The organism is Frankia sp. AgKG'84/4 (assembly GCF_023242965.2).
GTDB lineage: Bacteria > Actinomycetota > Actinomycetes > Frankiales > Frankiaceae > Frankia.
Map to the genome: position 1 here is coordinate 10,142 of NZ_JALKFU020000014.1, position 20,436 is coordinate 30,577.

The following is a 20,436-nucleotide window of genomic DNA, read 5'->3' on the forward strand; positions in this document are numbered from 1 at the left end:
ACATGGCAACGAGGCAGCGGGTCTTCGACGCGGACAACCACTACTGGGAACCCAGCGACGCGTTCACCCGGCACCGTTCGCAGGCCTTCGCGCAACGAGGGATACGCGTCGTCGACGTCAACGGAGACGGCGACCTGAGGTACTTCCTGGGCGACCGGCCGCACCCGATCATCCCCGGTCCCGGCGACGTTCAGCCACGCCCGCGACCTGGCGCGCTGATGGACTACTTCGCAGGCCGGACCCACAAGGCCGCGCTGGCGTCGGCGCTGGCTTCCGAGGTGCCGGCCGAGCACCCCGAGTGGTACGACCGGGATGCGCGGCTGCTGACGATGGACGCCCAGGGCCTCGACCGGGCCTGGCTGTTTCCGTCGCAGGCAGTCACCATGGAGGGTCCGATGCAGCCGGACGTCGAGGCGGCGGTGGAGATCTTCCGTGCTTTCAACCGGTGGCTCGACGACGATTGGGGCTTCGCCTACCAGGACCGTATCTTCGGCGTCCCTTACCTCACGTTGTCCGACCTCGACAGCGCCCTGGCCGAGCTGACGTGGTGCCTGAGTCGCGGCGCCCGCGTCGTCACCATCCGCAACGGCCCCGTGTTCACCGCGGCGGGGACGCTGTCGCCTGCCGACCCTCGCTTCGACCCGTTCTGGGCGCGCGTCCAGGAAGCCGGCATCACCGTCGCCCCCCATCTCGGTTTCGACGACGGCTACCGAGAGGTGGACGACGCCGTCGCCCGCGCCTGGGGCTACCGCGCGGCCGGGACGGACGGCACGAACGCTCTCACCTACGGGGAGCCGTTCGTCCAGGCGATGATGAAGCACCGGCTGATCCACGACTTCGCCTGCGCGCTGGTCGCCCACGGCCTGTTCGAGCGGTTTCCCCGGCTGCGCATCGCCTTCATCGAGAACGGTGGCACCTGGGTGGGCTCGGCGCTGCACAGCCTGCAGGTGCTCAACTCCCAACAACCCGACATGTTCACGCGTTCACCGGTCGACCAGTTCATCGAGCACTGCTGGGTCGCGCCCTTCGTTGAGGACAACGTGGACGATCTCGCCAAACACCTCCCGGCCGACCGGATCCTGTTCGGTTCGGACTGGCCGCACGCCGAGGGCCTCGCGGTGCCGCTGGAGTTCGAGCTCGGTCTGGCGAACTTCTCCGCGGTCGACCGGGCGAAGGTCATGTTCGAGAACGCGGAACACCTCACGTTCTCCTCCGGTTCGCACTGACGGTCTGGACGCCGACCGTTCCTCGGCCGGCCCGCTTGGCGCGGTACATCGCGCTGTCGGCGACTCCCAGCAACTCCGCCAGGCCGCAACCGGCCTTCTCGGCGAGTGAGACGCCGACGGTGACGCTGACGTCGATGGACACACCTTCGTAGTCGGCCGGCGCGGACACGGCGCGTTGCAGGCGTCGGGCGACGGCCACCGCCTCGTCCGGGGTGGCGTCCGCGAGGACGACGACGAATTCGTCGCCGCCGATCCGGTACACGACGTCGCCAGGTCGGCTGGCGTTGACCAGTCGGCGGGCGACGGTGCTGAGCACGCTGTCGCCGGCCTGGTGGCCGAGGCGGTCGTTGACCTGTTTGAAGCGGTCGAGGTCGACGAACAGGACGGCAGCTGGTGCGCGGTCGGTCGAGGCGGCGTCGTCGCCGGAGGGCACGGGGTCCAGCAGTGCGCCGCGGTTGGGCAGGCTCGTCAACGGGTCGTAGCGGGCCTGGCGGATGAGCTGATCCTGCATGCGTCTGCGGTCGGTGACGTCGTGGACGGTCAGCAGCGTCCCGCGGATGTGCGGGTGGGAGGACTGATCGGAGACGTGCAGGTCGAACCAGCGGTAGACGCCGTCCGACCCTTGCAGCCGAATGTCCGACAGCGACGTGCCGGTGCCAGCACCCGGTCGGTTGGGAGCTGAACCGGCCGGCCGGGACACCAGGTGCCGTACCCGGTCGCGGTCGTCGGGATGCAGGACGGTCAACTGCCGCCGGGGCACCATCGTGGTGTCGTAGCCGAGCAACCGGGTGGCGGCCGAGCTGACGAACGTGACGTAGCCGTTGCGGTCCATCACCACGACGATGTCGTGAACGTTGTGCAGCAGTGCGGACAGCCGTTCGGTCTCCCGGCGGTCGGCCTCTTCCAGGAAACGGGTCGCCAGCGCGAGTCCGAACACGGTCAGCGCCACGGCGACCAGCAGCAGCAGGTCTCGGACCACCTGGCCGGGGCGCAGCCCGGACAGCGCGACCGAGGCCGGGACCTCGAACAGCACGTACCCGCCGTTGACCAGCGCGGGATCCCGGGCGGCGAAGGCGAACGTGCCCTGGGCGGTCGTCGCGGCATCGGGCAGTCGCACCGCGCCGGTCCGCGGCACGGTCGCGAGCTCGGCCGGGTCGGCGAGTCGTCGCCCGATCAGGGCGCGGTCCCAGGAGTACCTGGCTCGGCCGTTGACGTCCAGGCTGGACAGGCCACCTTCGTTGCCCAGCCCGACGGAGCCCAACGCCTCATAGCCCAGTTGTGCCTGCGCGGCGTCGGCCTGCTCGCCGAGGGCGAACACCGCGAAGGACACACCGTCGCGCAGCACAGGCAGCAGCGAGTAGTTCCAGTAGGTGCCGCCGACACGCTGGACGGGTTCGTTGCCGACGCGGCCGCCCACCGCGGTGACGAACGCCGGGTCGCTCGGCCGCACCGGCAGCGTGGCGCCGGCCGGCGCGGAGTCGACGACCTTACCGTCGAGATCGGTCAATGCCAGCACACTGTTCGGCGCCAGCACCGCCATCTGCCGCAGCACCGCCTGGTTGACGGTCGACGGGGTGCTCGTCCACGGCGCACCGGAGATCTCGGTGACCAGCTGGTCAAGATTGTTGGCTGACGCGCTGTACACCGCTGCCGCGTTGGTCAACTGCGCGAGTTCGCCGACTCTCGCCCGCTCAGCCTGCTGCTGAGCTGACCGTTCCAGCCACATGGCAACCCCGGCGACCACCGCCACCAGGATGATCGGCAGCATCAGGGTCGCCCACGTGTGGACCCGGGGCACTGCCCGCCGCACGAGCGCGAACGGCTGGCCGCGGCCGGACGTCGGGTCGTGATCGAGGGTCGGGCCCGCGTTCCGCTGGCCAGCGGCGGTCGCCGTGCGTCGGTCCTGCCAGGAGTTCGGGTCGGACCCGTCGCCGCGCCGGGCCGGGCGAGCGCCGGGTCCGGGCCGGCGCGGTGGGGTGGGACGGAAGCTGTCCTCGTCGGCGAGCGCCCAGCGGTTGCCGCCGCCGCGCTTGGCGCGGTACATGGCGTGGTCGGCCTGCCGCAGCAGCCACTCGGTGCTGATGTCAGCGTGAGGGTTGCCGGTCGGGGCGGCGATGGAACTGACGCCGACACTCGCGCTCACCTGCAACCGTCGACGTCCGATGATGGCCGGACAGGCGAGGGAATCGACGATGCGACGGGCAGTGCGGCCGGCGTCGCCGGCAGTGGCGCCGTGCAGGAGCACGGCGAACTCGTCGCCGCCGAGCCGACCGACGAGGGCATCGGGGGGCGATCGGCCGACCCGGTCCGATTCGGGCCGCACCGCGGCGCTGATCCGGCGGGCGACCAGCCGGAGCAGCTCGTCGCCCACCTGGTGACCATAGGTGTCGTTCACCGGTTTGAACCTGTCGAGGTCGATGAACAGCAACGACATCGACGCACCGGTCGCGATCGCCTCCGCGAGGGCGCTGTCGATCGCCGCCGTCACGGCGGCGCGGTTGGCCACACCCGTCAGCGCGTCGCGTTGCGCCTGCGCGGCGAGACGGTCGGCGAGCTCCTTGCGAGCGCCGATCTCGTGGCAGGTGACCAGGATCCCCGCCACGGCCTGGTTGCCGGTGAGGTCGCTGGCTTCGACGTCGAACCATCGCCAGGCCGACGTGCCGGTGCGCAACCGGACCGCCAGCGTCGGCGGCCGTGCCGGGTCGTCGATCAGCGCCTGCACGCGGGCCACATCGTCGGGGTGGACCAGGTCCGTCAACGGCCGGCCGACGTCGGCCTGCGGGTCACGGCCGAGCAGGTCGTGGCCGGCGGCGCCCACGAACGTCAGGGCCCGGCTGGTGGCGTCGACGACGAGCACCAGGTCGCTCGTCTCGGACAGGAGCGCGTCGGTCCGTGCCCGGACCCGACCGGTGGCGCGGGTCCGGACGAACCCGAACAGGGTGAGGCCAAGCAGACAGGACGCCAGCACCGCGGCCAGGGTGACGTTGCGCTGCTGCTGCCGTTCCCACAGGTCGCCGTAGAGAAGGGAATCCGGCCTCTGCAGACCGGTGTAGTAGCCGGTGCTGGCGACCAGGTGCAGAAGGAAGGTCGTCCTGTCGCCGTGCTGCCTGGTCGTCCACATCCTGGTCGTGCCGGTTCTGACGGCGGCGAGTTCGGTCGGGTCCACGAGTCGGGTACCGACCAGATTCGGTTCCCAGGCGTTCACCGCGACACCCTGCCGGTCGACCTTGAACAGGCCGTCGCCGAAGACGCCGGCGAATGCCTGGGTCTGCTTGTTGTCGGTCGCGGTGACCAGCACCCCCCACGGCTTCGGGCCGCCGATCGGCGCGGTCGTGGCGACCAGAAACGTTCCGTCGAGGTCGATCAGGTTCGACACGGCGGCCCTGCCTGCCAGCGCCGACGACCATGCCACCCCCAGGTCAGCCACGCCTGGCAGCGGCCGGCCCGGGTAGAGGTTCGCGGCGACCGTCCCGTCCGGCGTGAGCAGGGCCGCCACCCGGTTGCGCGCCAACGTCGGCGAGTTGGCGAACACCCCCAGCAGGGCGTGGTTCAGCTCGGGCCGGCCGGGGGCGAAGGGAACGGTCGCGGCCTGGGCGGCCACCCGCTGGGGATCCTCGAACACGCTGGCGGTCTCGGCGAGCTTGGCTACCACACGTTCCCGGTCGGCCAGCCGATCATGTTCCTCGGCCGTCAACCGGGACTGCTCCAGGGCCGCCGTACCCATCCCGAGCAGCACCAGCAGGCCGATCACGGCGAGGATCACGATGCGGACGTGCCGATTCCTGCCACGATCGCCCGGCCGCTGCTCCGGCCGGCCGCGCCACGGTTTGATAACCATTGTTCACGGGTTTTCCCGTGTCAGTCGGCTCCAACACGGCCCGGTCGGCGTCCTTCCTGCGGCCCGCCGGTATTCAAGGCCGACGGATAATGATAAATGCGAAATTTCTGCTTTACTCGATGCGGAGTCCGGAAATCGCTCGCGAGATGATGAGTTCCTGGATCTGCTCGGTGCCTTCGTAGATGTCCATGATTTTCGCGTCGCGGTGCCAGCGCTCGACCGGGAACTCGCGGGTGTAGCCGTAGCCGCCGAGGATCTGGATGGCGCGCTCGGTGACCCAGACCGCGGTGCGCCCGGCGTACAGCTTCGACATCGACCCTTCGGCGTTCTTGTACGTCCCGTTGCGGGCGAGCCAGGCCGCCCGCCAGGTCAGCAGCCGGGCCGCCTCGATCTGGGTGCACATGTTGGCGAGCATGAACGCGATGGACTGCTTCATGATGATCGGCTCGCCGAAGGCGCGGCGCTCCCTGGCGTAGTCGAGCGCGTATTCGTACGCCGCCCGCGCGATGCCGAGCGCCTGGGCGGCCACGGTGGGACGGGTGGCCTCGAAGGTCGCCATGGCCGGCTGCTTGCCGGAGCGCTCGCCACTGGGTCGCACGAGTGCCTCCCGCGCCCGGGCCAGCCGCTGGTCGAGTTTCTCCTTGCCCCCGAGAAGGTGCGAACCGGGCACGCGCACGCCTTCGAGGACGACCTCCGCGGTGTGGGAGGCCCGAATGCCGTGTTTCTTGTACTTCTGGCCCTGGCTCAGGCCGTCCACCCGGGGGACGATGAAGCTCGCCTGCCCCTTGCCGCCCAGGTCCTTGTCGACGGTGGCGACGACGACGTGGATGTCGGCGATGCCGCCGTTGGTGATCCACGCCTTGGTGCCGTCCAGCACCCATTCGTCGGTCTTCTCGTCATAGACGGCCCGGGTGCGCAGCGAGGAGACGTCGGAACCCGCGTCCGGCTCGGACACGCAGAATGCTCCGAGCCGGACGTCGTCCGCCGTCCCATAGCACTGCGGGACCCACTCCATGACCTGCTCGGGGGTGCCGTTCGCCGCGATGCCGGCGGCCGCCAGCGCGGTACCCATGATCGCCAGGCCGATACCCGCATCGCCCCAGAACAGTTCCTCGACAGCGACCGGCAACGTGAGGCCGGTCGGGTCGTTATAGGTGCCATTGCTGACGAAATCCACGCTGTAGAGACCGATCCTGGCTGCTTCCTTCACCACCGGCCAGGGGAACTCCTCGCGCTCGTCCCACTCTGCGGCCACGGGACGTATCACGTCTGCGGCGAAGTCGTGCACCCATTTCTGCAGCGCGAGTTGGTCATCGTTGAGGGAAGCTGAGAAGTTGGTCATCTTCGATCTCCGGTCGGCAGATTGGCAGGTGGGCAGAGACGGTGTTTCTGGCGGCGGAGATGCTTCCTACCGGGTCGTCGACAGCCCGCCGTCGACCGGGATGATCGCGCCGGTGACATACGCACCGGCCCGGCTGCACAGGTAGACGGCGACGCCGGCCATGTCGTCCGGTCGGCCGATGCGGCCCAGGGGTGCCGCGGCGGCGATCTCGTCGCCGAAGGCCGCGAGGGTGGCCGCCATCATCTTCGATGGGAACGGACCAGGAGCCACGGCGTTGACCGTGATGCGCTTCGGTCCGAGTTCCCTGGCCAGGTGCCGGGTCAGATGATGGAGGGCCGCCTTGCTCGCGGAATAGGCATAGGTCGGCCCGACCGGAACGGTGAGTCCGTCGATGCTGCCGATGTTGACGACGCGGGCCGGGTCGTCGTCCGAGGCCGCCGCTTCAAGGAGCGGCAGGAACGCTCGGGTGAGGACGAACGGCGACTTCACGTTCAGGTCGAGCACCTTGTCCCAGGCCGCGCTCGGGTACTCCTCGAACGGCGCACCCCAGGTCGCGCCGGCGTTGTTCACGAGGACGTGGACGCGCTCCTCGCGGTCGGCGACCTCGCGGGCGAGCCGGAGGCACTCGTCCTCGCGGGACAGGTCGGCGGGCACCGCCTCGACCGGCCCGTACCGGGCCAGCTCCTCGCGGGCGGCCGCGCAGGCGTCGGCTCCGCGCGAGCTGATCCAGACCGAGGCGCCCGCCTGGAGCAGGCCGCGCGCGATCATCATGCCGATGCCGCGGGTGCCGCCGGTGACCACCGCGGTCCTGCCGGTCAGGTCGAACAGGTCCACCGTCCTCCTCCTCGTCGAACGACATGACGACGGCCGTCGGCGGGGTGACGGTCGGCCCGGTCTCCCGCCAGGGCGAGGAGTCGCGTCGGATGGCAACCTAAGTTACAACTTGTATACCAACGGGTCGGGTGCTCGGACAAGCGGAGGCAGGTGAGGAGGCGGCGTGGGTACGATGAGCCGATGGGCACGTCGTCAGATCAGGCGATGGCACCAGATCAGGCGATGGCACCAGATCAGGCGATGGCACCCCGGCGGACCAGGCTGCGGCGCGATCAACGCAGTGAGCAGCTCCTGGACGTCGCCGAGGAGCTGTTCGCCGAACTCGGCTTCGAGAACACCTCGATGGAGGACATCGCCCGGTCGGCGGGCGTCACCCGGCCGATCGTCTACTCGCACTACGCCACGAAGGAAGGCATCTTCCTCGCCTGCGTCCGCCGAGCCCGCAGGAACCTCGAGGACCGCCTGGGCGAGCTGGACGTCATGCTCGACAACAACGCCTCGGTGACGGAAGTGATCCAGCGCAGCGGCGAGATCTTCTTCGAGACGCTGGAACAGGATCCCCGACGCTGGTCGGTCCTGTTCAGCCCGCGCACCGCGCTGTCCGAGGACGTGACCGCCCAACTGCGCCAACTGCGGTTCGGAACGATCGACCGCATCATCCAGATCGCGCGGCACATGGCCGGCCAGGAGGACGCGGACCGGATCTCCGCCTACTCACACGCGATCAGTGGCGTCGGTGAACAGCTGGGCCGCTGGTGGTTGGCCAATCCGACCGTACGGCGGGAGCAGATCGTCAGTTACTACCGTGAGTTCATCATGCGCGGCCTCGCCCCGCTGGAAGCCTGACCGCCAGGTCGAGGGCGGCGAGACGGTGGGGGTTGATCGGGCGGCGCCGCCGTCGGCGCGCAGGGCGATGTCGGGGTCCAACAGAGCGACCAGAGCGTCGAAGTCACCGCTGCGGGCTGGAGGGTGTGGTCGGCGTCCGGGGTGGGCGGGCCCAGTTCCCGCACCCGTCGGCGGGCCCGGCTGGCCAGCTGGCGGGCGGCCGCCGGGGTGCGGTCGAGGACGGCATCGACAATCCACTTCCGAAGGTGCCTGAGTTCCTGCGGTTTCAGGAGAACCTCAAGGGATGGCTCGCTGAAACGCCCGTACCTGACCAGCTCACGGTGATCGGGGACTACCAGTCCTGACCGCCTGCTGACCGGTCACCGCTCGGTGACCGGTCAGCAGGCGCGTCGACTACCGGGTCTACTTGGGGGCGAACCGCTGGCCACCGTCGAGGCGGATGGTCGACCCGTTCAGCATGGGGTTCTCGATGATGCTCACGGCGAGGCGGGCGTACTCGTCGGGGCGGCCCATCCGCTTGGGGAAGGCCGCGTCCTTCGTCAGCACCTTCTCGTACTCGTCCGGGATGCCCGCGGTCAGGCCGGTCTGGAACAGGCTCGGCGCGATCGTGTTCACGCGGATGCCCAGCGATCCGAGCTCGCGGGCGATGGTGAGGCTCATCGCCACGACGCCGCCCTTCGCCGCGGAGTAGGCGACCTGCCCGATCTGACCCTCGAAGGCGGCGATGGACGCGGTGTTGATGATCACGCCCCGTTCGCCGTCCGCGTTCGGCTCGTTCTTGCTCATGTGCCAGGCGGCGAGCCGGGTCACGTTGAACGTGCCGATCAGGTTGAGGTCGACGATGCTCTGGAACGTCTCCAGCGGCATCGGGCCGTCCTTGCTGATCGTGCGGCCCGGCACCGCGCCGCCGGCCGTGTTCACGGTGACGTCGACGCCTTCGAGGGTCGCGACGGCCTCGGCGATGACGGTCTCAGTGCCGGCGAAGTCGGTGACGTCGAGGGCGTGGAACGTGCCGTTCAGCTCGGCGGCGACGGCGGCACCGTCGCTGCTGGGGCGGTCGAGGATGGCTACCCGCCCGCCCCGGGCGGTGATCAGTTCCGCCGTCGACCTGGCCATGCCGGAGGCGCCGCCGACGATGACGGCCCGTAGACCCTTGAGCTCCATGTATTCGTCCTTTCCGGGGTTGTGTCAGGGGTCCGGGTCGAGCAGCGACCGCGTCACAGGCCCCGGTGTCGCAGGAGGAGTTCCCGTCAGTGTGCGGGGTCGCCGAACAGTAGCGCCGAGGAGCTGGCACATGCTCGAAGTACAACCGCCCCCGGGCAGGTCTCGGTCACGCGGCGGGGGCGCCCATCAGTTCGAGTGCGTTGTCGCGCATGATCTTGCGGACGTCCTCGTCGCTGAAGCCCTCGAGCTCCTTGACGAACAGGATCGGCTCGGTCAGGCCCTCGCCGGTCGATGTCGTCCTTGAGCGCCTCCCTCGACCCCGCACCCCAGGGTCGGGAACAGCATGATGGCGTCCAACGCCCTGCTGCTCGACGAGCAAGGATGCATCTCGCGTTCGCCGGCGGCCTGCCGGACTACCGGCGTCGCTGCGAGGAGATCGCCGACCCCGGTTACACCGGGTTCACTCTTCTAGGAGGCCGCAGTGCCGTTCGCCGACATCGGGGATGCCCGCCTGTTCTTCACCGACGAGGGCGCCGGCGACCCACCGCTGTTACTCGTGCACGGCTACACGGCTGACTCGCACGACTGGAGCTGGCAGCTGCCGCACTTCGTCGCCGCCCACCGGGTCGTCGCGGTCGACCTGCGTGGCCACGGTCGCTCCAGCGCCCCGCCCAAGGGATATACGACGACCCAGTTCGCGGCCGACCTGGCCGGTCTGCTCGACCAGCTGGGGATCGAACGGGTGGTGGCGGTGGGCCATTCAATGGGCGGGAGCGTGGTCAGCGCCCTCGCCGTCGAACACCCCGACCGGGTCGCCGCTGTCGTCGCCGTCGACCCGGCGTACCTGCTCCCGGATGCCACGGCGGACGGGATCCGCCCGCTGCTGGACCTGCTGGCCGAGAGCGACCCGGTGCCGCTCGTGCAGCAGCTCATCGCGGGCATGGACTCGCCGGGCCGCCACGCCGCGCTGCGTACCTGGCAGGTCCGCCGGGTGGCCGGGATGGAAGGTCACGTGCTGCGCCAGTCGCTGGAGGCGCAGGCCACCGGAATGGTCCTGCACCGTGAGAGCGACCCTTACCTGCGCCGACGTGCGTGCCCGGTGCTGACCTTCTACGCCGACCCGACCCGGGCCGACGTCGAGGAAGCGGTCTTCACCGACGCGCGTTCGCGGGTCGTCACCTGGGAGAGCGCCGGCCACTGGCTCCACCAGGAACGCCCGGCCGAATTCAACGCGCTCGTCTCGACCTGGCTGACCTCGCTGACCTAGCCTCCCGGCCCCCTACTACCCGACCGCGTGGGGACGGAAGGACCACCGAGGGCTACGCCCGGATGGCGGTCGCAGGACAGAGACTCGGGTGACGCCACCGTCCGGTGGCGGGACGAGATCGCATCCTGACCTACTGTCGCGTCCGGTGATGGCACCCCGCGGCCGGCGTGCGGCGAGGCAGGCGGTCGGGTGACAAACGGGGGCACGACATGGACAAAGGCCCGATCAGGGTCCGTTCACAAATGCACGATGCCCCCGGGAGGCAGGCGACTTCCCGGGGCATGGGTGCAGCATGGGCGAGATCAACCGGCGACAACTCCTCGAGCTGGCCGCGGGCGCGGCGGCTCCCCACGGCCTGTTCGTGGCCGAGGACGACGGGGTGATCCCGGCGCGGGACACCCTCGACCACATCGACACGCGGATCGGTCAGATCACCGTCGCGTATGAACGCGCGCCGATCGAGGCGACAGCCGTCTACCTGCGGCGGCACCTTCCGGTCGTGCGCTCCTCGCTCGCCGACGGCGGGCACCGCGCCGAGGTGGAGCGCCGGCTGCACCGGGCGGCGGGCCGGCTGTGCGCGCTGTGGGCGACCACCCGGCACGATCTGGGCGACGACGCGGGCGCGGGGCAGGCGTTCCTCGACGCCTTCGAGCACGCCGGCCAGGCGCAGGATCGCTCGCTGCAGGCGTGGGTCCGGTTGTGGCAGTCCTCGCTCGCCCGCAAGGGCGGCCGGTTGGACAACGCGCTCCAGCTCGCCCGGGACGCTGCCGCCCACGTCGGAGACCACTCGCCGGCGGCCGGGCGGGCCGCGGCCATCGAGGCCCGCGTGCTCGGCGCGATGGGGGAACGTGCGGGCGTGCATCTGGCGATCAACCGGGCGTGGCGCATCGAGGGGCTGCTGACCCGCGAGCAGAAGGGCGACCCGGGCTTTTCGATCGACACTCTCCACGCGTTGACGCTCGCGGAGCTGTCCAGCGCCGCGTACATCGAGCTGGGCCAGACCGACGCCGCCCGGGTGTACACGGAGGCGTCCATCCGCCAGCTGGATCTGGTCGGCGCGACGGGTCTGCAGTCGATGGCGCGGATCGCGGCGGCCACCGTGGAGCTGCACCACGGCGACGTCGACCGGGCGGAGACGCTGGTCACCGAGTCACTGGACATCTCCGCACGCAGGCCGAACGCGGTGGTTTCCCGCCGCACGGACCGGTTCCTCGCCGAGGCCCATCGCCGGGTCGGCCGGCGCCCGGCGACGGAAGCCATCGCCGCGCGGCTGGACTCCTGGCGCCCGCCCGCGGCCCGCCCCGGCCGCCTGCGCGGCCCGGACCCGCCGACGCCGGGCCCATCGGACCTCGGTAAACCCGGTGACGTGCGGTCAGGCCGGCTGGTTCGGTCCACGGCTGGTTGACTCGGGACGTGGCCCCCACCGCTGTCGCCGTTCGGCATGTGCCCTTCGAGGACCTGGGCATCCTCGGCCCGGTGCTGGCCGACCGCGGCTACCACGTCCGTTACGTCGATGTCGGCGTGGATCTCGTGCCGGACGCCGCGTTCGGCGACGACGACCTGGTCGTGGTCCTGGGCGGCCCGATCGGGGTCGGCGACGTCGACCGCTACCCGTTTCTCACCGGTGAGATCCAGGGGGTCGCCGACCGGCTCGCGCTCGGCCTGCCCACCCTCGGCGTCTGCCTCGGCGCCCAGATCATCGCGCACGCTCTCGGCGCCGAGGTGACGTCGACCGGTCGGGTGGAGATCGGCTACGCGCCGTTGACGTTGACCGAGGCCGGGCAGGACTCCGTGCTCGCCGCGCTGGGGGACACTCCGGTGCTGCACTGGCACGGCGACCAGTTCGCGATCCCGGCGGGCGCCGCGCGGCTCGCGGCGACACCCGGTTTTCCCAACCAGGCGTTCGCCCACGGGCCGTCGGTGCTGGGCCTGCAGTTCCACCTGGAAGCCGACCACAACCGGATCGAGCGGTGGCTGATCGGCCATGCCCACGAACTCGCCGCCCACCGGCTGGATCCCGCCGCGCTACGGGCCGACGCCCGCCGCCACGGCGAGCGGCTCGCCGAGCGGGCCCGGACGGTCCTCCACACCTGGCTCGACCAACTGGCCGGCGGCTCAGGCCGCTGAGCCGGCTCCGCGACGGGCGTTGTAGACGGTCACGTCGTCGCCCTCCCCGGCGATCGTGAGCAGTTGGCCCCCGGACCACATGACCGCGCCGTAGCACATGACGCAGGGCCGCCAGTTGACGACGAGTTCGACGGTGCCGACCGAGCTGAGGTCCCAGGAGCCGAGCCGGGTCCCCGGGACACGTACGCGGACGGCGTGCGCAGCCTCGTCGACGGCACCCTGCGCGCCGTCCAGGCCGACGGTTCCCGGCGCGGTCCTTGACCGTGACACGGTGTCAGGCCGTACACCGGTAACACCATGTTCAGTATCGAGGATTCGCCGGGCACGGTCGCGTTGCCGTGGTGGACCTGCCTGCGGCGCGAGTGGCGGTCCCGGTGCACCAGGGCTCGATGGACGACTGTCTGTCCGCCTACCAGGTGCCCGCCCGTTGGATCGAGGATGCCGGCCACCGCGTCGCGGGACCGAGCCGTGAGGTGAGCCTGGCGTGCCCGGCGGACGTCGACGGCTGGGTCACGGAGATCCAGGAGCCGATCGAGCGGGCGTAGCGCGACGTGGTGAGCGCCCGGGCGTCGGCGCCGGGTCATCTGGCGATATTGAAACCGGGTTTCAGATCGTTTGGGCAGCGGTGCGTGGAGGGTATCGGTACGATGATGAGCGAATTGTTCATATTTGAGATTATTGTCGCCGCACCGGCTGGGGGGAGGTGCGTCGTGGTTCACGGCTGGTTTACCGGCCGGATTCCCGGACTAGAACGACGTTTCACGATACGATCGGGACGTGGCGAAGCTCGAATCCCTCCCGCTGCCCGTTGACGGTATGACGCCGCGGCAGCGCGAGCGGCGCCGGGTGCTCACCGAAGCGGTCATCGCGCTGGTCGAGGAGATTGGCCCGGAGAAGCTGCAGATGCGCGATGTTGCGGACCGTTCCGGTGTCGCGCTGGGCACCATGTATCGCTACTTCGCCTCCAAGGATCATCTTCTCGCCGCCGCCTGGGCGGACTGGCACGGCCGCCTCGCCGGGCGGGTCCAGGCGGAGTTCGTGCGCGGTCATGACAGCCCGGTCGAGGTCGTGCTCTCGCTGCTGCGCCGGGAACTGCGGTCCTTCCGTCGTCACCCGAACGTCGCCCGGCTCATCGTCATGGTGCAGAGTTCCGCGGAGCCCTTCGCCAGCGAGGCGATCGCCGAGGTCACCCGGGCCCAGGACGGCGTGTTCGCCGCCCTGCTGGAGGAGGTCCCGGCGCAGGTCGCGGCGCCCGCCCGAATGGCGATCAACGCGATGCTCAGCAGCGGTCTGCGCGAGTGGGTCACCGGTCGGCGCGCCCTGGACGACGTCCAGGCCGATCTGGAAGCCGTCGTCCGCCACGTCCTGGGTCCTTGTCTCCTCCCGTCGTCCCTGCTGGCAGTCCCGGCGGCGAGGATGGAGAGCGACCTGCCCGCCGTCGGCGAACACCCCTGATCTGAGGCGACCCGCTGGGTGGATCCGCGCCGCCGGGCCACCGGTCGCGGACCCTGTCGTGGTGGTTGCGCGAGGCCGTCACGGGGCCGCTGGGGATCGCCGTGCGGACGTGTTCGCCGCGGCCGAGGTCGACCGCATCGTGGCCGAGGCGTTTCCCGCTGCCACGGCGGGGAAGGCAACCGCCGGTGGGCACGCGGCGTCCGATGAGCGGAGCGACGATGGCTGAACCGGTGACCGAGATCGACGTGCGCTTCAGCGCCCCCGGCGCGCGGGCGACCTCGTGGGCGGCGGCGCGGGCGGCCCTCGAATCGGCCCAGCTGAGCTGGCTGTCCACGGTACGTGCGGACGGCCGTCCGCACGTCACCCCGCTGGTGTCCGTGTGGGTCGACGACGCGGCGTTCTTCTGCACCGGGCCGCAGGAGCAGAAGGCGGTCAACCTCGCCGGCAATCCCCACGTCGTGCTGACCACCGGGCGCGACACCTGGGACCGCGGGCTCGACGTGATGGTCGAGGGTGCGGCCGTCCGCGTCACCGACCAGGAGCTGCTCACCCGCCTCGCCGCGGCCTGGCGGGCCAGGTGGGACGGTAGCTGGCGCTACGCCGTCGGCGACGGCGGCTTTCACCACGAGGGCGGGGACGGCCCGGTCCACGTCTACGAGATCCGGGCGGCGAAGGTCCTGGCGTTCGGCAAAGGTGCCAATGCCTTCACCCACACCCGGCATCGGCCGAACCTCCGGTAACGACGCGTCCGCCGCGCGCCCCGGCGAAGCCGTCGAGCAGCGTGCGCACGGACGTCCGCCAGACCGCCTCGGGATCCCCGGTGCCGGCGAGGGCGCCGCGCAGTTCCATCGAGGCCAGCCCCTCGGTGAGGGCGTGCACGGCGAGTGAGGCGTCCCCCGCGCCCGCCGCGTCCAGCGGCCCCTCCTCGTGCAGGCGCCGCACCAACGACTCCAGGCGCCCGAACGCGCGCCCGGCGGACTCGGCGAAGTCGGCACCGAACCGCAGGTCGGGGACCACACGCAGGAACACCAGCGAGTAGAGCGCCGGATGTTCCAACGCCGTGCGCCGGAATCCGCTGACCGAGGCCTCGACCAGGTCGACGACCGGGTCGTCGGTGCGCTCGCAGGCGTCGATCGCGGCGACCAGGAAGTCGAACAGCCGGGTGGCGAGCGCTTCGAGCATGCCGTCCTTGGAGCCGAAGACGCTGTAGACGGCGCGGGTGGTGGTGCCCACCGCGTCGGCGACGGCGCGGACGGACGCCGCGTCCGGGCCATCGGCGTCGATCATCCGCTCGGCGGCAGCCAGCAACGCCAGCCGCGTGCTCTCGTCGTGCTGTCGAGGTCGGCCCACGCTTGACGACGATAGCGCAACACCGTACCGTTACGCCGTAACGTAACAACGTTGCAGAATTTGGCGTCAACGGAAGGTGCAGCATGGACGTCTTCAACCGGTACGTCACCGTGCCCACGGCCGCCCTGTCCGCCCTCACCGGCGGGGTGCTGCTCGGCTTCTCGATCCTGGTGATGCCGGCGCTGCGCAGGGTCTCGACACCGGCCGCGATCCGGTCCATGCAGCAGATCAACGTGGTCGCGCCCCGCAGCCTGCTGATGGTGCCGCTGTTCGGCTCGGTCCTCGGCTGCGTGGCGATCGCCGTCTGGGTCGCGGCGCACTGGAACCGGCCGGAGTCGTGGCTGCTGGCCGTCGGGGCGCTCGCCGGCATCGCCTCGCTCATCGTGACCGCGGCGGTCAACATCCCGCAGAACAACGCCCTGGCCGGCCTGGACCCCGACGCCGCCAGCTCGGCCGCCGTCTGGCTGCACTACGTGAGCCGGTGGAGCGTGGCCAACCACGTGCGCAGCCTGCTCTCGCTCGTCTCCGCCGCCGCGCTGTTCGCCGCGGCACGCTGGCCCGGCCTCGTGCGGTAAGCCCGCTATCGCGGGAAAACCGGATGCCGGCGCGATGTATTCGTTATATTCGCGGCGCTTCATCGCCGGTATCGGCGGCTCTGTCGGTCTTGGACCCTGGGAGGATCCGGTGAACGCACCGCCGATGCTGCGAGGAATCACCGTCGTCGCGCTGGAGCAGGCGGTGGCGGCGCCACTCGCCACCCGTCACCTCGCGGATCTGGGTGCGCGGGTCATCAAGGTCGAGCGCCCGGACGGCGGGGACTTCGCCCGCCGCTACGACACCGCCGTCGCCGGGATGGGCAGCCACTTCGTCTGGCTGAACCGCGGCAAGGAATCGGTCACCCTCGACCTGAAGAACCCCGCCGGCGCCGCGGTTCTCGCCGATCTGATCGCCCGGGCCGATGTCTTCCTACAGAACCTGGCGCCCGGTGTCGCCGGCCGGCTCGGTTTCGGTGCCGCCGAGCTGCGCGCCCGCCACCCGAGGCTGGTGACGGTCAGCCTGTCCGGCTACGGCACCGGCGGCCCGCTGGCGACCCGGCGTGCCTACGACATGCTCGTGCAGAGCGAGACGGGCCTGGCGTCGGTCACCGGCGGTCCCGAACGGCCGGCGAAGACGGGGATTCCCGCCTCCGACATCGCCGCCGGCATGTACGCGTTCAGCGGCGCGCTCGCCGCCCTGCTCGGCCGGGAACGCACCGGGCAGGGCGCCGTGGTGGAGACGAGCCTGTTCGACGCGACCGCCGAATGGCTCGGCTACCAGATTCACTACACCTCGGCCACCGGCATCGTCCCGCCGCGCGCGGGCCTGAGCCACGGCAGCATCGCCCCCTACGACGCCTATCCGACGGCGGACGGCGCCGAGGTGCTGATCGGCATCCAGAACGACCGGGAATGGGCCCGCTTCGCGCCCTCGTTCCTGGGCCGTCCGGACCTCGCGGAGCACCCGGACTGGGCCACCAACGTCGCCCGGGTCCGCAACCGGCGCCTCGTCGACGCCCTCGTCGGCGGGCGGACCGCGACGCTGCCCGCGGCGGATGTCATCGCGCGCCTCGACGCCATCGACGTCGCCAGCAGCCGCCTCAACACCATCGCCGACCTGCTGTCCCATCCGCAGCTGGCGGCGCGGGACCGCTGGCGATCCGTGGCCACCCCAGTGGGCCCGGTCCGCGCCCTTCGCCCGCCGTTCGACTTCGACGGCGTCGAGCCGTCGATGGGCCCGGTGCCGGCACTCGGCCAGCACACCGACGAGGTGCTGACCTGGCTCGGCTACCCACCGGAGAAGATCGCCGCCCTGCGGGCCGAGGGTGTGGTCCAGGCAGGATCGTGAGCAAAGCGGTGTCACATTCATGATTGACGCCGGTCGGAATAGCCGTACGTGCGGGTGATCCGCGTCCGGACGGAGTCGTCGACACAGCGGCGTCACTGTTCGATGATGGTGTGGGGCACCTCATGTCGGTTCAGGGGCATTGCCGAAGTGTGTCTTTTTTGGGCATCACGCAGCGACACTACGAGAGTCCTCGTATATGCACGGGCAGGCGCACGTGAGACCGTGCTGGAGCGGGCGCCGAAACCGGGGGCTGTCGGCCCGCGCCATCAACGTCTACTTCGTCTGAGGGGCATCCTGGTGCGGTACGAGATCCTGGGACCTTTGCGCGTGATGGACGGCGATCGACGGGTGCATCTGAGCGCGCCGAAGATGACGGTGCTGCTCGCGGCGCTGCTGGCCCGGCGCCGGCAGGTGATCGCCAGCGACCAGCTCGTCAGCGAGATCTGGCGGGCCGACCCGCCCCGCCGCGCGACCGCCACCCTGCAGGTCTACATCTCCCAGCTCCGCAAGATGCTTACCTGCCCGCTGCGCCCCGTCTGCCCGATCCTCACCCGCCCCCCGGGATATCTGCTGGCCGTCGAGGCCGAGGCGGTCGACCTGCACCTGTTCGAACGGGCCGTCGCCGAAGGCCGGCAGTTGGCCCGCGACGGCCGGCACCAGCAGGCGGCCGAGCAGTTCGCGCTGGCCCTCGCGCAATGGCGGGGACCCGCCCTCGGCGACCTGCGCGACGGCGCGATCGTCGACGCCTTCGCCACCCGGCTGGAGGAGGCCCGGCTGGAATGCCTGGAGATGATGATGGAGGCGGGGCTGAGCGGCGGGCGGCACCGCGAGCTCATCGGCCAGCTGTTCGAGCTCACCCTGGAACATCCGATGCGGGAGGCGTTCTACCGGCAGCTCATGCTCGCGCTCTATCGTTCCGAGCGGCAGGCCGACGCGCTGCGCGTCTACCAGCGGGCCCGGCAGATCCTCGCCGACGAGCTCGGCCTGGAACCCGGCCGGCCGCTGCGGGAGATCCAGCGCGCGATCCTGGCCGACGACGACCGCTTCGAGCTGCCCCGCCCCGCTGACCGGGTGACCGCCTGACCTGGCTGACCTGCCTGACCTGCCTGACCTGCCTGACCTGCCTCGCGACGCACGGTCAGGGCGAGCCGCTCTCCCCGGCGAGGCGCACCAGGGCCACCCGGGAGGAGACGCCGAGCTTGCGGTAGATCCGGGTGAGGTGCGCGTCCACGGTGCGCGGGCTCAGCCGCAGGTCGAGGGCGATCTGCCGGCTCGTCCCGCCCTTCGCCGCGGCGGCGGCGATCTCGCGTTCGCGGGGGGTGAGGGCGTCGAGCGCGTCCCCGGTCTGCCCGCGCCGCTCCAGGGCGCGCAGCCCGGCGTGGGCCTGGCGGCCGAGGCGGGTCGCTCCGCAGCGCCGTGCGAGTTCCCCGGCCGCCGTGAACTGGCGGGCGGCGTCGGCGGGCTGGCCGGCGGCCGCGAAGCACCGGCCGGACTCCACCAGCAGATGGGTCCGCAGTGCGAGCATGCCGGCGGCGGCGAACAGGTCCGCGGAGCGCAGGTAGAGCTGCGCCGCGGAACCGGGTTGCGCCATGCCCCGCAGCGCGTGCGCCCGGGCGGCCAGCGCGTGCCCGCGCTGGTAGCCCAGGCCCAGCCGGTCCGCGGCACGTTCGGCCAGTTCCGCCCAGTGCATGGCCGCCTCGATGTCGCCGAGCCGCTCGGCCGCCGCGGCGAGCGCCTCGAACGCCATCGGATGCAGAATCGGTGACACCAGATCGAGGGCCTCGCCGCCGCCCGTGTCGAGGATCAGCGCCTCGGTGCGGCGCGGATCGCCGCCGTCGGACGCGGCCGCGTAGGCGGTCCAGATCGTGGCGACATCGCCCCACCAGGAGCGCCGCGCCGTCGGCCGGGCCGTGGACCGTTCGACCGCGGCGGCCTCGGCGAGAGCGGCGGTCCGCCGGCTGCCGTGCCCGTCGATCCAGACCCCGGCGAGCGCCTCGATGGCCTCGGCCAGGCTGGTGTGGTGGCCGCGGTGGGAGTGGCGGATGAGCTGCTGCATCTCGGCGGCTATCCGGCGGGCCTCGGGCAGGCGCCCCACCCGCTGGTAGACCGCGCTGAGCCCGCTGAGCAGCAGTGGCATCACCTCGCCTCGCCCGGACGCGTGGGCGAGGGCCGCACCCCGGCTGAAGTGCCGCTCGGCGTCCAGCTGGCGGCCCAGGATCGAGTCCGCCCAGCCCAGCAGCGCCAGATGCTCGGGATGATCCGCGAGGGCGGCGTCGGGCAGTCGGTCGGCGATGGCGATGCACCGGGTCACGGTCATCGCCGCGGCGGGAACGTCGCCGTCGAACGCCTCCACGACCGCGCGCACGGCCAGCGCCCCGACCTCGGCGGTGCGGTCGCCCTCGGCGTGGGCCAGGCGCAGCATCAGGCCGAGGTCGGCAGGGCTCGGCGGCGTTCCGTCGAGCAGGCCAATCACGGCCTTGCTCAGCAGCAGGGCGATGACGGCGGCCCTGGCCAGTGGCGGTACGGAAGGCCCGGCACCGCGCAACTCCAGGGCACCCCGCCGCTCGATGGTTCCGTGCGGCTCGCCGGGGTCCGGTGCGTCGTCGGGGCCCGGGAGCGGTCCGCCGATCGCCGTCTCGATCTCGGCGACGAGGATCGCCTTGGCATCGGCATGCTGGCCGGTCGCGTAGGCGAGCATCGCGCACAGGCTCGCGATGCCTGCCCGGTCCGTCACCGGGCGTCCGGCCGCGAGCCGCAGGGTCTGCCGGATCTGAGTGCGGCTCTCGGCGGGCATCCCGGCCGAGTGGAACGCCCAGGCGAGGCTCAGGGACAGTTCGCCGCGCAGGCGGTCGAGCCGGGTCGGACCGCCGCCGCCCGCTACGCGCCCGTCGGCGAAATCGGCGATGGTGAGGATGCGCAGCGCCAGCCGCAGCCAGCGCACCGCGTCGGGCGGCGCCGAGGCCAGCGACTCCTTCGCCGCGTCGGCGAGCATGTGTACCTCGTGCAGACCGGAGTCCCGCGGGAAACGCTCGATGTGCACGGCGAGGACGGCCGGTGGCGCCCCGGCCAGGGCGAGCGCGGACGCGGCGCGACGGTGCGCCGC

The 20,436-nt window shown here is 71.3% G+C and carries 19 protein-coding genes and 1 pseudogene; 12 read left to right on the forward strand and 8 right to left on the reverse strand.

Features of this window, described 5'->3' with window-relative positions; genetic code table 11:
- Window positions 1-2 precede the first annotated feature (2 nt).
- Complete coding sequence (locus MXD58_RS02560; protein ID WP_248840476.1) at window positions 3-1,226, forward strand: amidohydrolase family protein; 1,224 nt, start codon at window positions 3-5, stop codon at window positions 1,224-1,226.
- On the opposite strand, the gene MXD58_RS02565 is transcribed toward MXD58_RS02560, so the two are convergent.
- The 3 genes from MXD58_RS02565 to MXD58_RS02575 form a co-directional block, all read right to left on the reverse strand.
- Window positions 1,201-4,989, reverse strand: coding sequence for a diguanylate cyclase (locus tag MXD58_RS02565; protein WP_248840477.1), 3,789 nt, complete (start codon window positions 4,987-4,989; stop codon window positions 1,201-1,203). The two genes, MXD58_RS02560 and MXD58_RS02565, sit on opposite strands and share 26 nt — an antisense overlap.
- A gap of 187 nt (window positions 4,990-5,176) precedes the next feature.
- Entirely contained in the window at window positions 5,177-6,406 is a 1,230-nt protein-coding gene (locus tag MXD58_RS02570) for an acyl-CoA dehydrogenase family protein (RefSeq protein ID WP_248840478.1), read from the reverse strand.
- 66 nt (window positions 6,407-6,472) lie between these two features.
- The gene (locus MXD58_RS02575) at window positions 6,473-7,240 is read right to left on the reverse strand and encodes an SDR family oxidoreductase (protein WP_248840479.1); all 768 of its coding nucleotides are present in this window, start codon (window positions 7,238-7,240) and stop codon (window positions 6,473-6,475) included.
- 180 nt (window positions 7,241-7,420) lie between these two features.
- Here MXD58_RS02575 and MXD58_RS02580 point away from each other — a divergent pair, with 180 nt between their 5' ends.
- Entirely contained in the window at window positions 7,421-8,086 is a 666-nt protein-coding gene (locus MXD58_RS02580) for a TetR/AcrR family transcriptional regulator (RefSeq protein ID WP_248840480.1), read from the forward strand.
- A 125-nt stretch (window positions 8,087-8,211) separates the two neighbouring features.
- Window positions 8,212-8,430, forward strand: a complete 219-nt coding sequence (locus tag MXD58_RS31575) for a hypothetical protein (RefSeq protein WP_284677762.1) — start codon at window positions 8,212-8,214, stop codon at window positions 8,428-8,430.
- Between the two features lie 58 nt (window positions 8,431-8,488).
- Here the strand turns inward: MXD58_RS31575 and MXD58_RS02590 are convergent, their stop codons facing one another.
- Together MXD58_RS02590 and MXD58_RS02595 are read right to left on the reverse strand one after the other, a co-directional pair.
- Window positions 8,489-9,250, reverse strand: a complete 762-nt coding sequence (locus tag MXD58_RS02590; protein ID WP_248840481.1) for an SDR family NAD(P)-dependent oxidoreductase — start codon at window positions 9,248-9,250, stop codon at window positions 8,489-8,491.
- 166 nt (window positions 9,251-9,416) lie between these two features.
- A complete protein-coding gene (locus tag MXD58_RS02595; RefSeq protein WP_248840482.1) occupies window positions 9,417-9,575 on the reverse strand; it encodes a hypothetical protein in 159 nt (52 codons plus the stop codon).
- A 156-nt stretch (window positions 9,576-9,731) separates the two neighbouring features.
- Here MXD58_RS02595 and MXD58_RS02600 point away from each other — a divergent pair, with 156 nt between their 5' ends.
- The 3 genes from MXD58_RS02600 to MXD58_RS02610 all read left to right on the forward strand — a co-directional run bounded on the left by MXD58_RS02600 (window position 9,732) and on the right by MXD58_RS02610 (window position 12,644).
- Window positions 9,732-10,517: an alpha/beta fold hydrolase gene (locus MXD58_RS02600; protein ID WP_248840483.1), complete on the forward strand. Its 786-nt coding sequence runs from the start codon at window positions 9,732-9,734 to the stop codon at window positions 10,515-10,517.
- 292 nt (window positions 10,518-10,809) lie between these two features.
- Window positions 10,810-11,922: an NsdA family TPR-like regulatory protein gene (locus tag MXD58_RS02605; protein ID WP_248840484.1), complete on the forward strand. Its 1,113-nt coding sequence runs from the start codon at window positions 10,810-10,812 to the stop codon at window positions 11,920-11,922.
- 8 nt (window positions 11,923-11,930) lie between these two features.
- The gene (locus MXD58_RS02610; RefSeq protein WP_248840485.1) at window positions 11,931-12,644 is read left to right on the forward strand and encodes a glutamine amidotransferase; all 714 of its coding nucleotides are present in this window, start codon (window positions 11,931-11,933) and stop codon (window positions 12,642-12,644) included.
- On the opposite strand, the gene MXD58_RS02615 is transcribed toward MXD58_RS02610, so the two are convergent.
- A complete protein-coding gene (locus tag MXD58_RS02615) occupies window positions 12,633-12,914 on the reverse strand; it encodes a tRNA-specific adenosine deaminase (protein WP_248840486.1) in 282 nt (93 codons plus the stop codon). The genes MXD58_RS02610 and MXD58_RS02615 overlap by 12 nt on opposite strands.
- 56 nt (window positions 12,915-12,970) lie before the next feature.
- Here MXD58_RS02615 and MXD58_RS02620 point away from each other — a divergent pair.
- The 3 genes and pseudogenes from MXD58_RS02620 to MXD58_RS02630 form a co-directional block, all read left to right on the forward strand.
- Window positions 12,971-13,189, forward strand: a pseudogene (locus MXD58_RS02620) (GyrI-like domain-containing protein); the annotation flags it as partial.
- A 232-nt stretch (window positions 13,190-13,421) separates the two neighbouring features.
- On the forward strand, window positions 13,422-14,099 hold the full coding sequence (locus tag MXD58_RS02625) for a TetR family transcriptional regulator (RefSeq protein WP_248840488.1): 678 nt from the start codon (window positions 13,422-13,424) through the stop codon (window positions 14,097-14,099).
- 218 nt (window positions 14,100-14,317) lie between these two features.
- Complete coding sequence (locus MXD58_RS02630) at window positions 14,318-14,839, forward strand: pyridoxamine 5'-phosphate oxidase family protein (RefSeq protein ID WP_248840489.1); 522 nt, start codon at window positions 14,318-14,320, stop codon at window positions 14,837-14,839.
- Here MXD58_RS02630 and MXD58_RS02635 read toward each other — a convergent pair.
- Window positions 14,805-15,449: a TetR/AcrR family transcriptional regulator gene (locus tag MXD58_RS02635; RefSeq protein WP_248840490.1), complete on the reverse strand. Its 645-nt coding sequence runs from the start codon at window positions 15,447-15,449 to the stop codon at window positions 14,805-14,807. The two genes, MXD58_RS02630 and MXD58_RS02635, sit on opposite strands and share 35 nt — an antisense overlap.
- Window positions 15,450-15,532: 83 nt before the next feature.
- Here MXD58_RS02635 and MXD58_RS02640 point away from each other — a divergent pair, with 83 nt between their 5' ends.
- The 3 genes from MXD58_RS02640 (at window position 15,533) to MXD58_RS02650 (ending at window position 18,416) form a co-directional block, all read left to right on the forward strand.
- The gene (locus MXD58_RS02640; RefSeq protein WP_248840491.1) at window positions 15,533-16,024 is read left to right on the forward strand and encodes an anthrone oxygenase family protein; all 492 of its coding nucleotides are present in this window, start codon (window positions 15,533-15,535) and stop codon (window positions 16,022-16,024) included.
- Window positions 16,025-16,133: 109 nt separating this feature from the next.
- Window positions 16,134-17,333: a CaiB/BaiF CoA transferase family protein gene (locus tag MXD58_RS02645; RefSeq protein WP_248840492.1), complete on the forward strand. Its 1,200-nt coding sequence runs from the start codon at window positions 16,134-16,136 to the stop codon at window positions 17,331-17,333.
- A gap of 348 nt (window positions 17,334-17,681) precedes the next feature.
- Window positions 17,682-18,416: an AfsR/SARP family transcriptional regulator gene (locus tag MXD58_RS02650; protein ID WP_250609006.1), complete on the forward strand. Its 735-nt coding sequence runs from the start codon at window positions 17,682-17,684 to the stop codon at window positions 18,414-18,416.
- Window positions 18,417-18,471: 55 nt separating this feature from the next.
- Here the strand turns inward: MXD58_RS02650 and MXD58_RS02655 are convergent.
- Window positions 18,472-20,436, reverse strand: a 1,965-nt coding sequence (locus MXD58_RS02655) for a LuxR C-terminal-related transcriptional regulator (RefSeq protein WP_250609007.1), incomplete at its 5' end; no start/stop codon positions are given.